Source organism: Lysinibacillus canaveralius, assembly GCF_047301505.1.
Classification (GTDB): Bacteria; Bacillota; Bacilli; order Bacillales_A; family Planococcaceae; genus Lysinibacillus_B.
Window position 1 is genome coordinate 3,228,383 of sequence record NZ_CP154840.1, and the last position, 15,960, is coordinate 3,244,342.

At 41.7% G+C, this 15,960-nt stretch carries 14 protein-coding genes; 5 read left to right on the forward strand and 9 right to left on the reverse strand.

The genetic code is table 11. The features are described from left to right. Nucleotides 1-11 precede the first annotated feature (11 nt). The 4 genes from argB to acsA all read right to left on the reverse strand — a co-directional run bounded on the left by argB (nucleotide 12) and on the right by acsA (nucleotide 5,085). Nucleotides 12-779: an acetylglutamate kinase gene (gene argB, locus AA0Y26_RS16310; RefSeq protein WP_413363140.1), complete on the reverse strand. Its 768-nt coding sequence runs from the start codon at nucleotides 777-779 to the stop codon at nucleotides 12-14. After that, nucleotides 742-1,962 (reverse strand): bifunctional ornithine acetyltransferase/N-acetylglutamate synthase, encoded by a 1,221-nt coding sequence (gene argJ, locus AA0Y26_RS16315; protein WP_413363141.1) that lies wholly within the window; start codon nucleotides 1,960-1,962, stop codon nucleotides 742-744. Before argJ ends, argB begins: the two co-directional genes overlap by 38 nt. Nucleotides 1,963-1,973: 11 nt before the next feature. Then, nucleotides 1,974-3,008 (reverse strand): N-acetyl-gamma-glutamyl-phosphate reductase, encoded by a 1,035-nt coding sequence (gene argC / locus AA0Y26_RS16320; protein WP_413363142.1) that lies wholly within the window; start codon nucleotides 3,006-3,008, stop codon nucleotides 1,974-1,976. A 349-nt stretch (nucleotides 3,009-3,357) separates the two neighbouring features. Next, on the reverse strand, nucleotides 3,358-5,085 hold the full coding sequence (acsA, locus tag AA0Y26_RS16325; protein ID WP_413363143.1) for an acetate--CoA ligase: 1,728 nt from the start codon (nucleotides 5,083-5,085) through the stop codon (nucleotides 3,358-3,360). Nucleotides 5,086-5,251: 166 nt separating this feature from the next. Between acsA and AA0Y26_RS16330 the strand changes: the two genes are divergently transcribed. From AA0Y26_RS16330 to AA0Y26_RS16345, 4 genes are all read left to right on the forward strand, one after another. Continuing rightward, nucleotides 5,252-5,884 (forward strand): GNAT family N-acetyltransferase, encoded by a 633-nt coding sequence (locus tag AA0Y26_RS16330; protein WP_413363144.1) that lies wholly within the window; start codon nucleotides 5,252-5,254, stop codon nucleotides 5,882-5,884. Nucleotides 5,885-6,037: 153 nt separating this feature from the next. Beyond that, nucleotides 6,038-6,685: an acetoin utilization AcuB family protein gene (locus tag AA0Y26_RS16335; protein ID WP_413363145.1), complete on the forward strand. Its 648-nt coding sequence runs from the start codon at nucleotides 6,038-6,040 to the stop codon at nucleotides 6,683-6,685. After that, entirely contained in the window at nucleotides 6,682-7,839 is a 1,158-nt protein-coding gene (locus AA0Y26_RS16340; protein ID WP_413363146.1) for an acetoin utilization protein AcuC, read from the forward strand. The genes AA0Y26_RS16335 and AA0Y26_RS16340 overlap by 4 nt, the downstream gene beginning before the upstream one ends. A gap of 128 nt (nucleotides 7,840-7,967) precedes the next feature. After that, on the forward strand, nucleotides 7,968-8,381 hold the full coding sequence (locus AA0Y26_RS16345) for a universal stress protein (protein ID WP_413363148.1): 414 nt from the start codon (nucleotides 7,968-7,970) through the stop codon (nucleotides 8,379-8,381). A 206-nt stretch (nucleotides 8,382-8,587) separates the two neighbouring features. On the opposite strand, the gene ccpA is transcribed toward AA0Y26_RS16345, so the two are convergent. Next, entirely contained in the window at nucleotides 8,588-9,586 is a 999-nt protein-coding gene (ccpA, locus tag AA0Y26_RS16350) for a catabolite control protein A (protein WP_413363149.1), read from the reverse strand. A 160-nt stretch (nucleotides 9,587-9,746) separates the two neighbouring features. Further along, nucleotides 9,747-10,832 (reverse strand): bifunctional 3-deoxy-7-phosphoheptulonate synthase/chorismate mutase, encoded by a 1,086-nt coding sequence (locus AA0Y26_RS16355; RefSeq protein ID WP_413363150.1) that lies wholly within the window; start codon nucleotides 10,830-10,832, stop codon nucleotides 9,747-9,749. Between the two features lie 172 nt (nucleotides 10,833-11,004). Here AA0Y26_RS16355 and AA0Y26_RS16360 point away from each other — a divergent pair, with 172 nt between their 5' ends. Further along, complete coding sequence (locus AA0Y26_RS16360) at nucleotides 11,005-13,161, forward strand: cell division FtsA domain-containing protein (protein ID WP_413363151.1); 2,157 nt, start codon at nucleotides 11,005-11,007, stop codon at nucleotides 13,159-13,161. Between the two features lie 106 nt (nucleotides 13,162-13,267). Here the strand turns inward: AA0Y26_RS16360 and AA0Y26_RS16365 are convergent, their stop codons facing one another. From AA0Y26_RS16365 to murC, 3 genes are all read right to left on the reverse strand, one after another. Further along, complete coding sequence (locus tag AA0Y26_RS16365) at nucleotides 13,268-13,786, reverse strand: YtxH domain-containing protein (RefSeq protein ID WP_413363152.1); 519 nt, start codon at nucleotides 13,784-13,786, stop codon at nucleotides 13,268-13,270. Between the two features lie 20 nt (nucleotides 13,787-13,806). Next, the gene (locus AA0Y26_RS16370) at nucleotides 13,807-14,277 is read right to left on the reverse strand and encodes a DUF948 domain-containing protein (RefSeq protein ID WP_413363153.1); all 471 of its coding nucleotides are present in this window, start codon (nucleotides 14,275-14,277) and stop codon (nucleotides 13,807-13,809) included. A gap of 187 nt (nucleotides 14,278-14,464) precedes the next feature. Next, complete coding sequence (gene murC / locus AA0Y26_RS16375) at nucleotides 14,465-15,766, reverse strand: UDP-N-acetylmuramate--L-alanine ligase (protein ID WP_413363154.1); 1,302 nt, start codon at nucleotides 15,764-15,766, stop codon at nucleotides 14,465-14,467. Between the last annotated feature and the right edge of the window lie 194 nt (nucleotides 15,767-15,960).

Below are 15,960 nucleotides of genomic sequence, written 5' to 3' on the forward strand. Positions count from 1 at the left end.
GTTCTCTTCACTTACCCTTCTTTTTTAATTATTGTCCCCTGCAATGCATCGTTCACAATTTGTACAGTTGGTATTCCCGCATGCAGGCATGCAACTGCCCCCTGCACCTTTGGAATCATGCCTCCGTAAATGTTCCCCTCTTCTATCCAGCTAGCAATATCTGTTTCTGTTACGGTTGTTTGATATTCATCCTTAATACGGATTCCTGCCACATCTGTCACAAGCAAGAGACTCTCTGCATTTACTGCGAGAGCTATTTCACTAGCCACCGTATCTCCATTGATATTTAGTGCTAAGCCTTCCTTTGTAGCACCTATACATGCGACTACCGGTACAATCCCTGCCGCTGTTAATGCTTCGAGCAGCTGTGTATTTACTTTCACAACCTCTCCGACAAAACCGTATAGATTCTGATCTAAATATGTACTTTCTAATAGAGCTCCATCAAAGCCATTCAATCCAATTGCTGTAATGCCTGCTGCATTTAATTGTTGAACAAGTGCCGGGTTAACTTTACCGATTAATGTTGATTGTACAATATCTATCATTTCTTCACTAGTGACACGCAGCCCATTAACCGTATGTGACTCAATATTTTCTTTTTTCAATTCCCGGTTGATGGCTGGTCCGCCGCCATGTGTAATAATTACTTTATACCCTTCATCTTGGAGGGCCTTGAAATTACGAAAGAAGGCTTCATTCAAGCCTTCCAGCGTACTTCCTCCAAGTTTCACTACTACCTTACGATCGGTATGATGCATTGATTTGGACGTAGTCATATGTTAAATCGCACCCCCATGCAAAGCCGTGTCCTTCCCCTACTCCTAGTGACACGAAAATTTTAACTTCCGGCTGCTTCAAAATTTCAATCAATTGTTCTTCCGAGAATGAAATAGGTTCACCATTTTCCACCATTACTGCCCCGCCAATTTTAATCGTAATTTTGTCAGGATTTACTGTTGCACCACTGTATCCTACTGCGGCAATAATACGACCCCAGTTAGCATCACAGCCGAATACAGCCGTCTTAACTAATGGAGAACCTACGACCGTTTTAGCAATTTTACGTGCTTCTTCATCAGAAACCGATCCTTCTACCTCAACCTCTATTAGCTTTGTTGCGCCTTCGCCATCCCGGGCAATTGATTTTGCGAGGTCTTCCGCTACAAGGCGCAGCGCTGTATAAAAGTTTTCCCAATCCGGATGTGCCGGTGATAATGGGTTATTACCTGCCAAGCCGTTTGCCATGACTACAACCATATCATTTGTAGATGTATCACCATCTACTGTAATAGCATTGAATGTTACATTTGTAATTTCAGACAGCGCCTTTTGCAGTTCTGCTGATTCAATATTAGCATCAGTCGTAATAAAACCGAGCATCGTTGCCATATTGGGCTCGATCATGCCGGAGCCCTTTGCCGTCCCGGATATAATTACTTCCCTGCCGTCAACTATTGTGGCATAGGAGGTATTTTTCATTACTGTATCTGTTGTTAAAATAGCTTGTGCGAAGTCAATACCACTCTGCGACTCCATATTCGGAGCCAACATCTCTATTCCTTTTTTCACAGGGTCCATTTTCATGATTTCACCGATAACACCCGTAGAGGCTACTCCTACAAGAAACGGCTCAATTCCAAGCTTCTCAGCAGCTAACGCCTGCATTTCATAGGCATCTGCTATTCCTTGCTTTCCTGTACATGCATTTGCATTCCCGGAGTTTACAATAATCGCCTGCATTTTTCCAACATTATATACGACTTCCTTTGTTACTTTTAACGGAGCTGCTTGAACTGTATTCGTTGTGAAAACACCTGCTACTGAAGCAGGCACTTCGCTTATCAAAATGGCCAAGTCTTTTTTCTCCTGTTTAATGCCACAATGAACACCAGCAGCTGTAAAGCCTTTTGGCGACACAATATTCTTGCTTGATAATTGTTTCATTTCAATCGTTGCCATAAGTTCCCTCCTTACATGAATAACGGCACAACCTGTAGACCGGTTGTCTGCGGTAAATTCATCTGTACATTCATATTTTGAATTGCCTGGCCTGCTGCACCCTTTACAAGATTATCGATTACACCTACAACTGTCACACGCCCTGTCCGCTCATCCAGTTTGGCAAACATATCACAGTAGTTCGAGCCTTTCACACGATTTGTTCCTACTGATGACGCATTCTCAATAACTCGCACAAATGGGTCGTTTTTATAGGTTTCTTTTAAACAGTTTGTAAGATGTTCCTGCGTAATACCCGGCTGCACCTTTGCATAGGATGTCGCCAAAATACCTCTTGTCATCGGGACAAGATGAGTGTTGAATGAAATGTTCGTTTCCACCCCGGCAAACATGCTGATTGCCTGTTCAATTTCCGGGATATGCTGGTGTTCATTAATTTTATAGATGGAAAAGGATTCGTTTGCTTCGCTATAATGTGTTGTTTGAGAAGGCTTATTGCCTGCTCCCGATATACCGCTTTTCGCGTCAATGACCAGGAAACTCGGATCGATACACTTTTCTTTAATCAATGGAAGAAGAGATAATAAAACAGCCGTTGGGTAGCATCCTGGGTTCGCGATTAATTTCGCCTCCTGAATTGCCTTCTCATTCCATTCTGTTAGCCCATAGACACTTGCATCCACTACTTCTTGTGGGGCCGGTGTCTTTTTGTACCATTTTTCATAGCCCGCTAAATTCTTTAATCTAAAATCACCTGATAGGTCAATAAGTTTCGGCCCGCGATCCAGCAATGGAGGGAAAAGGTTGCTTGAAACCCCCGATGGTGTACTTGCAAATACAACATCAAATTGACTTAAAACATCGTAGTCTATTTTCTGCAACGGTTGATTATATAAATCTACCAAATGAGGGAACTTTGAAGAGAATAAAGCCCCTTCCTCAGATGATGTAAATAATTCAACCTTTTCTACTTCTTTATGAGTGTATAAAAAACGGATTAATTCCAAACCACCGTAACCAGTGGCACCGATAATTCCAACTTTCATCTTCTTCCTCCCACGATTTAAAAGGCGCACTCCGATAAGCGGCGGCTGGCACCATTTATTGTGATTCAAGAATTTCTCACTTTCTTAATTCCTAAGATAAAAATAAGTATAGTCATGTATAAATATTTAGTCAACTGTATTTTTATATAAACTTATACTATTCCGAAAATTATATTTTAATGCTATGTACTTTATGCTCATTTTTAATTAAAGAAGGAGTATCTCGATTGATATTCGAAATACCCCTTCTATACAAGAGTCCCTCTATACAAATGTTTGTATAAAAATTAGACACTCTACAATAATTTATTGCTCATTACTTCACATATTTTTATCTAGTCTAGAATAATTAATCTTCCATTGTTGAAAGGTCGCCTGTCGGTAAGTCAAGTTCCCAGGCTTTTAATACACGGCGCATAATTTTACCGCTTCGTGTCTTTGGTAATTTATCCTTAAATTCAATTTCTCGAGGCGCTGCATGTGCTGAAAGCCCGCGTTTTACAAACTCCTTAATGTCTGACTCAAGTTCCTCAGAAGCTTTTACACCTTCCCGAAGTGCTACAAATGCCTTGATAATCTCACCACGCACCGGGTCCGGCTTACCAATGACGCCAGCTTCTACAATATCAGGGTGCTCAAGCAATTTACTCTCTACTTCGAACGGGCCAACACGCTCCCCGGCTGTCATGATGACATCATCTACACGTCCCTGGAACCAGAAATAACCATCATCGTCCATATAGGCCGAATCACCCGATACATACCATTCTCCCTTCAAGAAGTAAGAATCATATTTTTCTGGGTTATTCCAGATTTGGCGCATCATACTCGGCCAGTCCTTTCTGATTGCCAAATTACCCATTGTAAATGGCGGTACTTCATTTCCGTCATCATCTACTATTGTCGCATAGACGCCTGGAATCGGTTTCCCCATGGAGCCTGGCTTAATATCCATACCTGGATAATTGCAGATCATATGACCGCCCGTCTCAGTCATCCACCATGTATCATGAATACGGTGTCCTAACTCATCAATACCCCAACGGATCACTTCCGGATTTAACGGCTCCCCAACCGATAAAACATGTCGAAGTGATGAGAGGTCATACTGTTCCAATACACCTTTACCTGCCCCTGCAAGCATACGGAATGCTGTTGGTGCACTATACCATACCGTTACCCCGTAATTCTGGATAGCGCTATACCATGCCTGGGGGCTAAAGCGGCCGCCCAATATCAAGCTTGTTGCACCATTTAGCCACGGACCAAAAATCCCGTAGGCCGTTCCAGTCACCCATCCTGGGTCGGCTGTACACCAATAAACATCCTGATCATTCAAATCCAGTACCCACTGTGTTGTCTGGTATTGCTGCACCATAGCATAATGAACGTGGAGCACTCCTTTTGGCGCTCCAGTAGAACCGGAAGTATAGTGAAGAACCATTCCGTCTTCTTTATCAACCCACTCAATATCAAATTTATTCGATGCTGTCGTCATCTGTTTATTAAAGTCCACAACCTTATCGGTTTCTTCAATATTTTCTCCTACAAGGAAAATCGTCTTTAAATGCGGCAGTTTTTCTACCGGTACGCGTGAAAGCAAGGCTGGTGTTGTCACCAGTGCTGAAGCTTCACTATCAGCAAGCCGATCGTATACCGCTCCTTCCATGAATGCTTCAAATAAAGGACCGACGATTGCACCCGTTTTTAAAGCTCCTAGAAGCGAAAAATACAGCTCTGGTGACCGCGGCATAAAGATAAACAGTCGATCTCCCTTCTTCAAGCCAGCAGCTTCTTTCAGCACGTTGGCAGCTTTGTTTGTCAGCAGCTTCATTTCATTAAACGAATAAGCTTCTTTACGGACACCGTCATTGTAGTAAAGTGCTACCTTGTTTTTGCGGTATGTTTCCGTATGACGATCGATTGCCTCGTACGCCATATTTACTTTCCCTGTTTCATACCAGCTGAAAGCTTTCTCTGTTTCCTTCCAATCATGTGTTGCAGCTGTTTCCTCATAGCTTATTAAGCGATGATCCCCTGGAATTGCCGCTAGTTTCTCTATCATTTTCATCCCCATGAAAACTACCCCTTTCTTCGAGAACATAATTATATTTTACAATATAGGAATGTTAATTGGCAAAATATTTATAATATTTTTATTAGTTAGATATTTTTCGTAAATTGCAGCGTTATTTTGCATAAAATAAGTTATAATGGTCTTATCATAATTTGGTGGTGTGAAAATGGAGCATATAAAAACATTTTACAGCGTGGAAAAGGAAACAAGCCATGGTGCGGTGATTGTGGAAGGCCCAATTCCGTCCGAGCAGCTTGCCTCCTATACCTTGCACGAACGCCTGACAGCTTTCAGGCCCCCTAAACAACAGCATGAAGCACTTGTTAATATTGCGAAACTTGATGAAGGCCGCATTATTATTGTGCGGAGCGGTGAGGTTGTCGTCGGTTATGTTACATATCTATATCCCGATCCACTTGAACGGTGGTCAGAGGATCGGATCGACAACATGATTGAGCTGGGGGCGATAGAAGTCATTCCAGATTATCGTGGGACAGGTGTTGGGAAAAAATTATTAGAAGTGTCATTTATGGACGATGCAATGGAAGATTATCTCGTAATTACAACTGAATATTATTGGCATTGGGATTTAAAAGGGACCGGTTTGAATGTATGGGACTACCGAAAGATGATGGAAAATATGATGAGTGTCGTTAATTTTGAATACTATGCAACGGATGATCCGGAAATTACTTCTCACCCTGCCAATTGTTTAATGGCACGTGTCGGAAAACGGGTGGGCGGCGATACTATGGAACGGTTCGACAGACTTCGCTTCAGAAATCGCTTTATGTATTAGGAACGCTATGACCTATCCTTTTTCATATATAAAGAGAATGGTTGATTCTACTTTTTTCTCTAATTGATTGGGAATGATAAGGAATGTCCTCTATAATAAATAGATAGAGAGTATTAAGTCTATTCACAACATTTATACAAAGGGGAATGGTATATGATTGTTGAAGAAATTATGCAGACTGATGTATATACACTGGAGCCAACCGCCACTGTAGGTGACGCGGTACGTCTCATGCGCGAAAAGAAAGTCCGGCATCTTCCGATTATTAACGAAAACACTGAAGTCGTAGGTATTGTGACTGGGCATGACCTTAAAAACGCGCTCCCTTCCTGCCTGCGTGAGGAATCAAATTCCGCAATATATGATGCACCTATTGAACAGATCATGGTCAGAAACCCAATTATCGGCCATCCTCTTGATTTTGTAGAGGAGGTAGCTGTTACACTTTACGAAAACAGAATCAGCTGCCTGCCGATTGTATCAAAGGGGAAACTGGCAGGAATTGTGACGACGACTGATGTATTATATCGTTATATCGAGCTGACAGGTGCCAACCGTCCTTCATCTAAACTGGATATCCGTGTAACAAACAAGCCTGGTATCCTGCATGACATTACACGAATTTTCCAACAGCATAAAGTAAATGTGCTTAGCGTACTTGTCTACCCTGATTCTGAAAATGAAAATAGCCGCATTTTAAGTATTCGCCTGCAGGTAATGAATCCGCTGGCAATTATTGAAGACTTACGAAACGAAGGGTTTGACGTACTATGGCCAAACCTTCCTGGGATCAAGCTATGAAAAATGCAGTTTTTATTTACTCACCAGATCAGCTTGGCTATAAATTTTCAGATTCGCATCCATTTAATCATAAACGCTTAACACTTACGATGGATTTGCTAAAAACAATTGGTGCACTCTCAGAGGAAGATATTGTACCAGCCCGAATGGCAACTGATGAAGAAATCGCTCTAGCTCATGATCCGCAATACATCGATATCGTTAAAAAAGCAGGGCATGGTGAACTGACACCTCAGCAGGGTGAATCTTATGGAATCGGCACAGAAGATACGCCAATATTTACAAATATGCACGAAGCAAGCGCCCTTCTCGTAGGCGGTACATTACAGGCGGTTGATCAGGTCCTCCAAGGGAAATCGCGCCACGCTCTTAATCTAGGAGGCGGGCTGCATCATGGTTTCCGAGGCCGGGCATCCGGTTTTTGCATTTATAATGACAGCAGCGTCGCGATTCGCTATATGCAGGAAAAGTATGGGCTTCGTGTTCTATACGTAGATACCGATGCCCATCATGGAGACGGTGTACAGTGGGCCTTTTATGATGATCCAAATGTTTGTACCTTATCCATCCATGAAACAGGACGCTATCTTTTCCCGGGGACGGGTAATATTACGGAGCGGGGAAACGGAAAAGGCTACGGGACTTCCTTCAACTTCCCGATCGACGCGTTTACAGAAGATGATAGTTTTCTAAAAATCTATGAAGCTTCTATGAGAGAAGTATTCGAGTTTTTCAAGCCCGATGTGGTTCTAACACAAAATGGTGCAGATGCCCATTACTTTGATCCTTTAACACATCTATATGGAACAATGAAGATTTATAGGGAAATTCCAAAACTGGCGCATAAACTAGCACATGAATACTGTGATGGCCGCTGGATTGCTGTTGGCGGCGGCGGATACGACATTTGGCGGGTTGTACCACGCGCCTGGTCTTATATCTGGACGGAGATGACAGATCAGCAGCATCCTATGGGGCCTCTTCCTCAGGAATGGCTTGATCGCTGGCAGCCTGAAGCTCCTGTTCCTTTTATTCCAACATGGGAGGATCCAAGCCCTTTATATGAGCCTATCCCTCGAAAAGCAGAAATTGAAGAGAAGAATGCTCAGATGCTCGCGAAGGCATTACATATGATTCGCAACGAAAAAAGATAATATAGTAAATTTCCTAGCTGCTGACAAGGTGACCACTTTGGATATTCATAAAGTGGTCACTTTTATGTCCATTATCAATATATAAATATGGTACCATTTTGTTATACACAGGATAGGAGGTAGATTTTATGTACAAGCATATTATAGTTGCAGTAGATGGTTCAGATAACTCATTACGTGCCATGGAAGACGCTATTAAAATTGCGTCGGCAGGATCGCAAATCGAGGTTTTATATATCGCCTCTACCGAACATATTGCCTCGAAAATTTTGGAAGCTGGTACATTGGATGAGTTCAATGCAGAAAGCCGTAAAAGAGTTGCCCGTGAAGAAGAAGTTTTGAAAGTTTCAGGCATTCCATATAAAGTAATAATTGAGCATGGAGAACCTGGAAAGACAATCGCCAAATTTGTAAATGACAGCAAAGCAGACCTAGTCGTTATCGGCTGCCGCGGATTAACATCTATGCAGGAGATGGTATTTGGCAGTGTTAGTTCTTATGTAATGAAAAACGTAGATTGTTCCTGCCTTTTAGTAAAATAATATCCGAACTGAATAGTCACACATATCGTTAAATAGACACAGCCCTTTCATCACAACAGAAAGGGCTGTATTTTTACTACTATTAACAAAAAAACTTTTCTTTATACGTTAAAAAGGCTGCCTGATTGAAGAGACTTCACCGGCAGCCTTTAAATATTAGAAATTTTATTACAATCTATAGATACTCACCATATTGCAGTCGTCTGTTAATGCTTGACCGAATCACGCATTTCTATGCGGTGGGGTAAAATAACACTCCGCTGCTCTACCGTTTCCTTATTCATCAGCTTTGTAAGCAGACGCATTGCAACTGCTCCAATGTCATATAATGGAAGTACAACACTTGATAGTTGAGGTCTTACCATACGGGCTAATTTTGAGTTTTCAAAGCTAATCACTTCAATATCATCCGGCACACGTTTTCCTGTATCCTGTGCGCCATGAATAATACCAATAGCTAATTCATCACTTCCCGCAAAAAATGCAGTAGGCCCTTCCTCTAGAGCGCTTAGCTCTTCATATGCTGAAATGCCGCTATCATATGTATCCTCCTCGGACACAATCAGTGACTCATCTACCCCAAGTCCCTCTTCCTCTAATGCCTTTTTATAAGCATCTAGTTTATATTGATTGACTGTATGCGTATCTGGACCCGAAACAAACGCAATTTTCTTGTGTCCATTACCTATCAGCACCTTGACAGCTTCATATGCCGCTTTAAAGTAATCGATATTAACGGAGGCAATTTCGTTTGATTCATCGACTGAGCCTGCTAAAACGATAGGTACAGGAGAATGATCCATCGAAGCCTGAATCTTTTCTGTCACTTTATCAGTCATCATGACGATTCCATCCACTTGTTTACCAAGCATCGTGTCTAAAAGTGTCAGTTCCTTCCCCTCGTTTTGATCAGAATTTGCCAGAATGATGTTATAGCGGTACATTGTAGCGATATCTTCAATCCCACGCGCTAACTCTGCATATAAATTGTTTGAAATGTCGGGAATAATTACCCCTACTGTCGTTGTTTTTTTACTCGCCAAACCACGAGCTACCGCATTTGGCCTGTATTCCAGCCGCTCAATTACTTCAAGCACCTTTTTACGTGTCGCCGGTTTGACATTTTGATTGCCGTTCACAACACGGGATACAGTTGCCATCGATACATTTGCTTCCCGTGCTACATCATAAATAGTAACAGTCAATGCATTTGCCCCCTTTAAAACTCTTTTTATGTCCATCATACGATAATTTTCCTTCTATTTTCAATAAAAAGAAAGCTTTCGATTAAATAATAAGTATTTCACTAGGTTTTTATGAAAAAATAACAGCCCGCCCCGCTGTTAAGCGAAACGAGCCTTGATATTATGCTCTTACTTCATACTGTTTCATGAATTTTAATACTTCCTCATAGAACGCATTAAATGTTGGAATATCCATTTGCTGCTGTTGGTCAGACAAGGCAATGGATGGATCCGGATGGACCTCCGCCATGACACCATCTGCACCGATAGCAATTGCCGCTTTTGCACATGGCAATAGTAAATCACGACGTCCTGTTGAATGTGTTACATCTACCATAACCGGCAAATGTGTTTCCTGCTTCAGGATTGGGACAGCTGAAATATCGAGCGTATTGCGAGTTGCCTTTTCATACGTACGAATACCGCGTTCACATAGAATGATATTTTCATTCCCTTTAGACATGATATACTCCGCTGCATGGATGAATTCATCAATTGTTGCAGCCAAGCCACGTTTTAGGAGAACAGGCTTATTTGTAGCTCCTGCTGCTTTTAACAGTTCAAAGTTTTGCATGTTACGTGCACCAATCTGAATTACATCGATATAGTCAAGTGCTGTATCTAAATCTGCTGGTGTAACAATTTCCGTAATAACACCAAGTCCGTATTCATTTGAGACTTGTTTTAAGATTTTCAACCCTTCCAGGCCAAGACCTTGGAAATCATATGGAGATGTACGTGGCTTGTACGCTCCACCACGGATTAGCTTTAATCCTTTTTCTTGAATGGAAGCTGCTACTGCAGCAACCTGCTCGTATGATTCAACAGCACATGGACCGAACACAAAGGACGGAGCCCCTGTACCAATTAGTTCACCATTTACATTAATAACAGTATCTTCTGACTTTTCCTTTCGCGAAACAAGCAATTCTTTTTTCTTCTCTGCTTCTAACTGCTTCAGCGCCGTCTTGAAGATTTGTTTGAAAATATAATCTACTGTCATTTGATTTAATGGACCAGTATTATGTTTTTTAATCAGGTCAAGCATGTGGCGTTCGCGTAGAGGATCATAACGGTTCACACCCTGCTTTTCTTTAATCTTGCCGATTTCATTGACTACTTCTGCACGTTCATTAATTAAACGTAAAATTTCAAGGTTTAAATCATCAATGCGACTACGTAAACCTTCTAACTCGTTATGACTCATATTTGTTCTCCTCTCCCCTGTACCCTGCTCTTTCAGAACGCTGAAATGTATGATACATTTTAAAATAATAACACTATTATAATCAACAAATGTGAGAATGTCACGTCTTTTTAATTTAGCGCTTCAACTCACTAAAGTAATATGGATTATAATAGGGAAGGAAGCGGTTACATTGTCAGAAAAACTTTTTGCACTAGATATTGGTACCCGTTCAGTTGTCGGCATTATATTAGAGGCTGAACAAGACCGATTTCACGTAGCAGATATTTTAGTAAAAGAACATAAAGAACGCGCAATGGTAGATGGTCAAATACATAATGTCCTATATGTAGCAGATTTAATCAGCAAAATAAAGGCAGAACTGGAAGAGGCACATGGTCCTCTTCAAAAAGTAAATGTAGCAGCGGCTGGACGAGCATTGAAAACAGAACAGGCAAGCATGACGATTAATATAAAAAACCGGCCTATTTTCACTGAAGAAGATATCGCCCGGCTTGAACTGCAAGCCGTTCAGCAGGCGCAGGCACAGCTTTTGCAGCAGAAAGAAGATAGCAAAACAAGCCACTATTATTGTGTAGGCTACTCCGTTCTCTTCTATCGTTTAGATGGCGAAGAAATTGGTAGTCTGGTAGACCAGCAAGGTGACGAGGCAACAGTGGAAGTAATTGCAACATTCCTACCCCGCGTTGTCGTAGAATCCCTGCTTGCTGCACTAAAAAGAGCCGATTTGGAAATGGAGGCACTGACATTGGAGCCAATTGCGGCAATCAATGTCCTTATCCCACCCACAATGCGCAGGTTGAATGTAGCGCTTGTCGATATCGGGGCCGGTACATCCGATATCGCCATTACGGATAAAAGCACTGTGATTGCCTATGGAATGGTACCCACAGCCGGAGATGAGATTACGGAGGCATTGAGTGATCATTATCTTCTAGATTTTCCAGTTGCTGAAATAGCAAAACGACAATTACATGAAGCAGAGCAAATTGCTATTAAGGATATTTTAGGATTCGATGAATTTCATCCACGTGAACAAGTACTTGCCGCCATCATGCCGGCAATCGAAAACCTGGCAAAGGCTATCGGGGAAGAAATATTGCGGCTAAACAATAACGCAGCTCCGAAAGCTGTAATGCTTGTTGGCGGCGGCAGTTTGACTCCAAACTTACCAGAAGAGCTATGTAAAGTCTTGAATTTACCTGCTAATCGTGTAGCAGTCCGTGGTATTGATGCTATTCAAAATTTGACGAGGGAAGAATCGATTCCTGTTACCCCTGAGTTAGTGACACCGATCGGTATTGCTATAGCGGCAAAAAAAGCCCCTATTCAATATATGTCACTAACGGTAAATGAGCAGGTTGTTCGTTTATTTGAGCTAAAGGAAATGACGGTAGCCGATGCCTTTCTGGCAGCAAATATCCGTGCTAGACAGCTTTATGGAAAGCCTGGGCACGGCCTGTCCATCACTGTGAACGGGCAAGATATTTTCATTCCAGGAGGACATGGCGAACCGGCGAATATTTTCGTAAACGGAGCCCCTGCCTCTACAAAGACCGTTATTAAAAACGGTGACCGGATCGAGCTTGCAGAAGGGAAAGATGGTGAACCTGCTATTGCCACTGTGCGGGATATTATTGATAATGTATCAACTCTAGCGGTAACGATCCAAGGTATATCTTATCAGATCGAACCAAAAGTCCTCGTAAATGGGCAGCCCGCTTCATTGGATAAACTCTTAGAGGATCGAGATATTCTTACATTCGAGATAGCAGAAACCATTGAAGATGTGTTCCTTTATACTAACAATATTGAATACTTGGATAAGTTCGGTTCGTTTATCCTACACGCAGATGGAAAACCAACAATGCTGCCTGAATATTCATCTACACTTACGCTAAACGGGAAACCGGCTAAGCTGCATTATCCGGTTCAGAATGAAGACTCTATCGGCTTTAAGCAGGCAACGCTGCCAACTGCACAGCAAGTGGCAAATTCATTGAATATGACCCTCGAGGATCGGATTGTTGTTTCCTTCCAGCACGAGCAAGTCGAACTTTCGAAGAGCATGCGAGAGATACTTGTTAACGGTACTCCAGCACAGCCTGATGCCGCCGTCCCAAATGGCGCAGCTATTCATTTTAAAACTCAGGATCTAAGCAAATGGATTTATCAGGATGTATTCCGCTTTTCAAATTGGCAGCTGCCAATTAATTTCAAGGGACATTTTACTATACTGCGCAACGGGGAACCTTCGAGCTTTGATGCAGAAATTTTCGGCGGTGACCAGCTAGAAATTAAGCTCGTTGAACAAAATATTGAACTCTAATAAAAAGGCTGGTTTGACGATGATTCATCAAACCAGCCTTCTATTTGTTCGCCTATGCCTCTGCAACATTGTGTTCGGAAGCTTTCTTTTTAGCACAAGTAGAAAATTAAATTGAAGATGGACGTGCAGAGTTTGAGATATCGTTGCCTTCAAGGGCATCCTCTAATAACCCTTCCTCTGTATGACGGTTCACAGCTGCTGCTTCTATCCCGTCTGTCATACCTCCTACAGCTATCTCATCAAGCGGCTCTTCCCCTTCCGAAGATACAGTGCCATCATCAAATACTGTTGGTGTTTTTGATGATTTTGATTTCACCTTATCAACTAATTGAGTTGATTGCTCTTTCAATTGCTGTGATAATTGTGTTGTTTTCTCTTTTGCTGTTGAAGAAAACTCTACACTCTTGTCCTTTAAATTGACAGCTTGCGTTGCTACATCACCACGTAGTTCACGACCTGCTTTTGGTGCCAGCAATAATCCAGCTGCTGCCCCAACGATGCCTCCCACTAATGCACCAATTACGAAATCCTTGATATTCAAAGTTTCTTCTTCACCGTAAATCGTTCTGTTACTATCCACATAATATACTTGCGGTAAATTGTTTGATGTGCCTTTATTTGTCATTCCTTACACCCTCTTTGTTTTTATTTTTGTTTTTCTTCAACGGGAGGCATTGTATCCACTACCGTTATATCCTGATTAATTGTTTTACGCTGTTTCCACTTATCTGCAATCCCCATTGCGACATTGCTCCACTGCACAACCTGTGCAATTTTTTCTTCATTACGTCCCACTTCTTTAGATACAGCTGACGTAACACGTTGTACAGAAGTATTTAATCCGTTTACAGAATCACCGATTCCTTTAACGGCTTGGACTACTGAATTTAACTTCTCGGATTTTTGTGAAATGTCATCCGCTAAGGAATTTGTTTTTGTTAAAAGAGTGGTTGTCTCACGTGTAATTCCTTCCATTTGCCCTTCAATGCCGGCTACTGTTGATGCGATGTTGTTTAAAGTATTCTTTAGTGAGAATAGTGTCATACCAACGCTGATACATAACACTAAAAAACCGATTGCAGCAACCAAAGCTGCGATATACAATACTACTTCCATGTGAAGACCTCCTATACATAGTTATCTTTTATGTTCGACAAAATATAAAAAAATCCTGCATCCCTTATGAAAAAACAGCTCATCCTCCAATAAAGAATAAGCTGTTCAAGCTGTTTGTTACATACTTCCCTTACTGTGAGACATTTCAAACAGCTTGATCAGTTATGCACAACATCTATATTTTGTTTCACCCTTGTAAAAGCTGCTCAAACGCATCCTGGAATTTATGTACGTCGCCTGCGCCCATAAATAAGAATACTGCGTCTTTATGCTTCTGCAATGCAGCAATGGCATCTGTTTTCAGGATTGCGCTTCCCTCAATTAGGGCCGCTAAATCATTGATCGTCAGCTCACCAGCCTTCTCGCGTGCGGAACCAAAAATATCGCATAAATAAACTGCATCTGCCTTTGAAAGACTAGCTGCAAAATTTTGCAGAAATGCCTGTGTACGGGAGAATGTATGCGGTTGGAAAACAGCAACAATCTCTCTGTCCGGATACTTTTGACGAGCTGCCTGTAATGTTGCCGAAATTTCTGTTGGATGATGTGCATAGTCATCTACCAATACATTGTTCCCAATTCTTGTTTCAGTAAAACGTCTTTTTACGCCGCCATACGTCTTTAAACGCTCTTGTACAAGCTCTGCTGGAATTCCTTCATAATGACATAACGAAATAACTGCAAGCGAATTCAACACCGCATGATCACCATACAGCGGGATGAAAAATTTGTGGTAGAACTCATTGCGTACATACACTTCAAATTCCGTTCCTTCAGTCGTCTTCACTACATTACGCGCAGCAAAGTCGTTTTCTGCTCCTAAACCGTAGTAAACTACAGGAACATTTGCTTGAATACGCTGCAAATACTCATCATCACCGCAAGCAATAATTGCTTTCTTCACTTGAAGAGCAAGCTCTTCAAATGCATTGTACACATCCTCGATATTTTTAAAATAATCCGGATGGTCAAAATCGATATTTGTCATTACCGCATAATCAGGATGATACGCTAGGAAATGACGGCGATATTCGCACGCCTCCATCACAAAATAAGAGGCATCCTTTTTTCCTGAACCCGTACCGTCCCCAATTAGGAAGGAGGTAGGCATATGGCCGCCGATAATATGGCTCATCAAGCCCGTTGTTGATGTTTTTCCATGCGCTCCTGTGATAGCGATTGATGTATATTTGCCAATGTAATCCCCTAAAAACTTATGATAGCGGATGACTTCGACACCTAGTTCACGTGCCTTCACTAATTCCGGATGGTCATCTGGAAAAGCATTCCCCGCAATTACTGTCATGCCTGGTTTAATATTATTTTCATCAAATGGTTTAATTGTTATATTTCGCTCACGCAACGGCTGTTCAGTGAAATAATATGTCTCCACATCAGAACCCTGGACCTGCTCTCCAGCATCAAATAAAATCTGTGCCAATGGACTCATACCTGAGCCTTTAATACCTGTAAAATGGTAAAGTGTCATGTTGAAACCTCCTAGGAGTCTAATGCTCCCGTTAAATATTAGGGAAGTAAGTGGAGAAATCTACGCCTGTTCAAGTGATAGTTGACCAAACGAAGAATCAGCCCTGCCGACTAGCCGTCTATTCAATACCCCGAAACGTATAAATCTACACACCTTGCCCCGATTGAATTTTTTTATTTCCTGTTTATTAAAAT

Excerpts from the sequence above, each read along its gene's own strand:
- argB (WP_413363140.1), bottom strand. The coding sequence starts at position 779 with ATGACTACGTCCAAATCAATGCATCATACCGATCGTAAGGTAGTAGTG.
- argJ (WP_413363141.1), bottom strand. The coding sequence starts at position 1,962 with ATGGCAACGATTGAAATGAAACAATTATCAAGCAAGAATATTGTGTCG.
- argC (WP_413363142.1), bottom strand. The coding sequence starts at position 3,008 with ATGAAAGTTGGAATTATCGGTGCCACTGGTTACGGTGGTTTGGAATTA.
- acsA (WP_413363143.1), bottom strand. The coding sequence starts at position 5,085 with ATGGGGATGAAAATGATAGAGAAACTAGCGGCAATTCCAGGGGATCAT.
- AA0Y26_RS16330 (WP_413363144.1), top strand. The coding sequence starts at position 5,252 with ATGGAGCATATAAAAACATTTTACAGCGTGGAAAAGGAAACAAGCCAT.
- AA0Y26_RS16335 (WP_413363145.1), top strand. The coding sequence starts at position 6,038 with ATGATTGTTGAAGAAATTATGCAGACTGATGTATATACACTGGAGCCA.
- AA0Y26_RS16340 (WP_413363146.1), top strand. The coding sequence starts at position 6,682 with ATGAAAAATGCAGTTTTTATTTACTCACCAGATCAGCTTGGCTATAAA.
- AA0Y26_RS16345 (WP_413363148.1), top strand. The coding sequence starts at position 7,968 with ATGTACAAGCATATTATAGTTGCAGTAGATGGTTCAGATAACTCATTA.
- AA0Y26_RS16355 (WP_413363150.1), bottom strand. The coding sequence starts at position 10,832 with ATGAGTCATAACGAGTTAGAAGGTTTACGTAGTCGCATTGATGATTTA.
- AA0Y26_RS16365 (WP_413363152.1), bottom strand. The coding sequence starts at position 13,786 with ATGACAAATAAAGGCACATCAAACAATTTACCGCAAGTATATTATGTG.
- AA0Y26_RS16370 (WP_413363153.1), bottom strand. The coding sequence starts at position 14,277 with ATGGAAGTAGTATTGTATATCGCAGCTTTGGTTGCTGCAATCGGTTTT.
- murC (WP_413363154.1), bottom strand. The coding sequence starts at position 15,766 with ATGACACTTTACCATTTTACAGGTATTAAAGGCTCAGGTATGAGTCCA.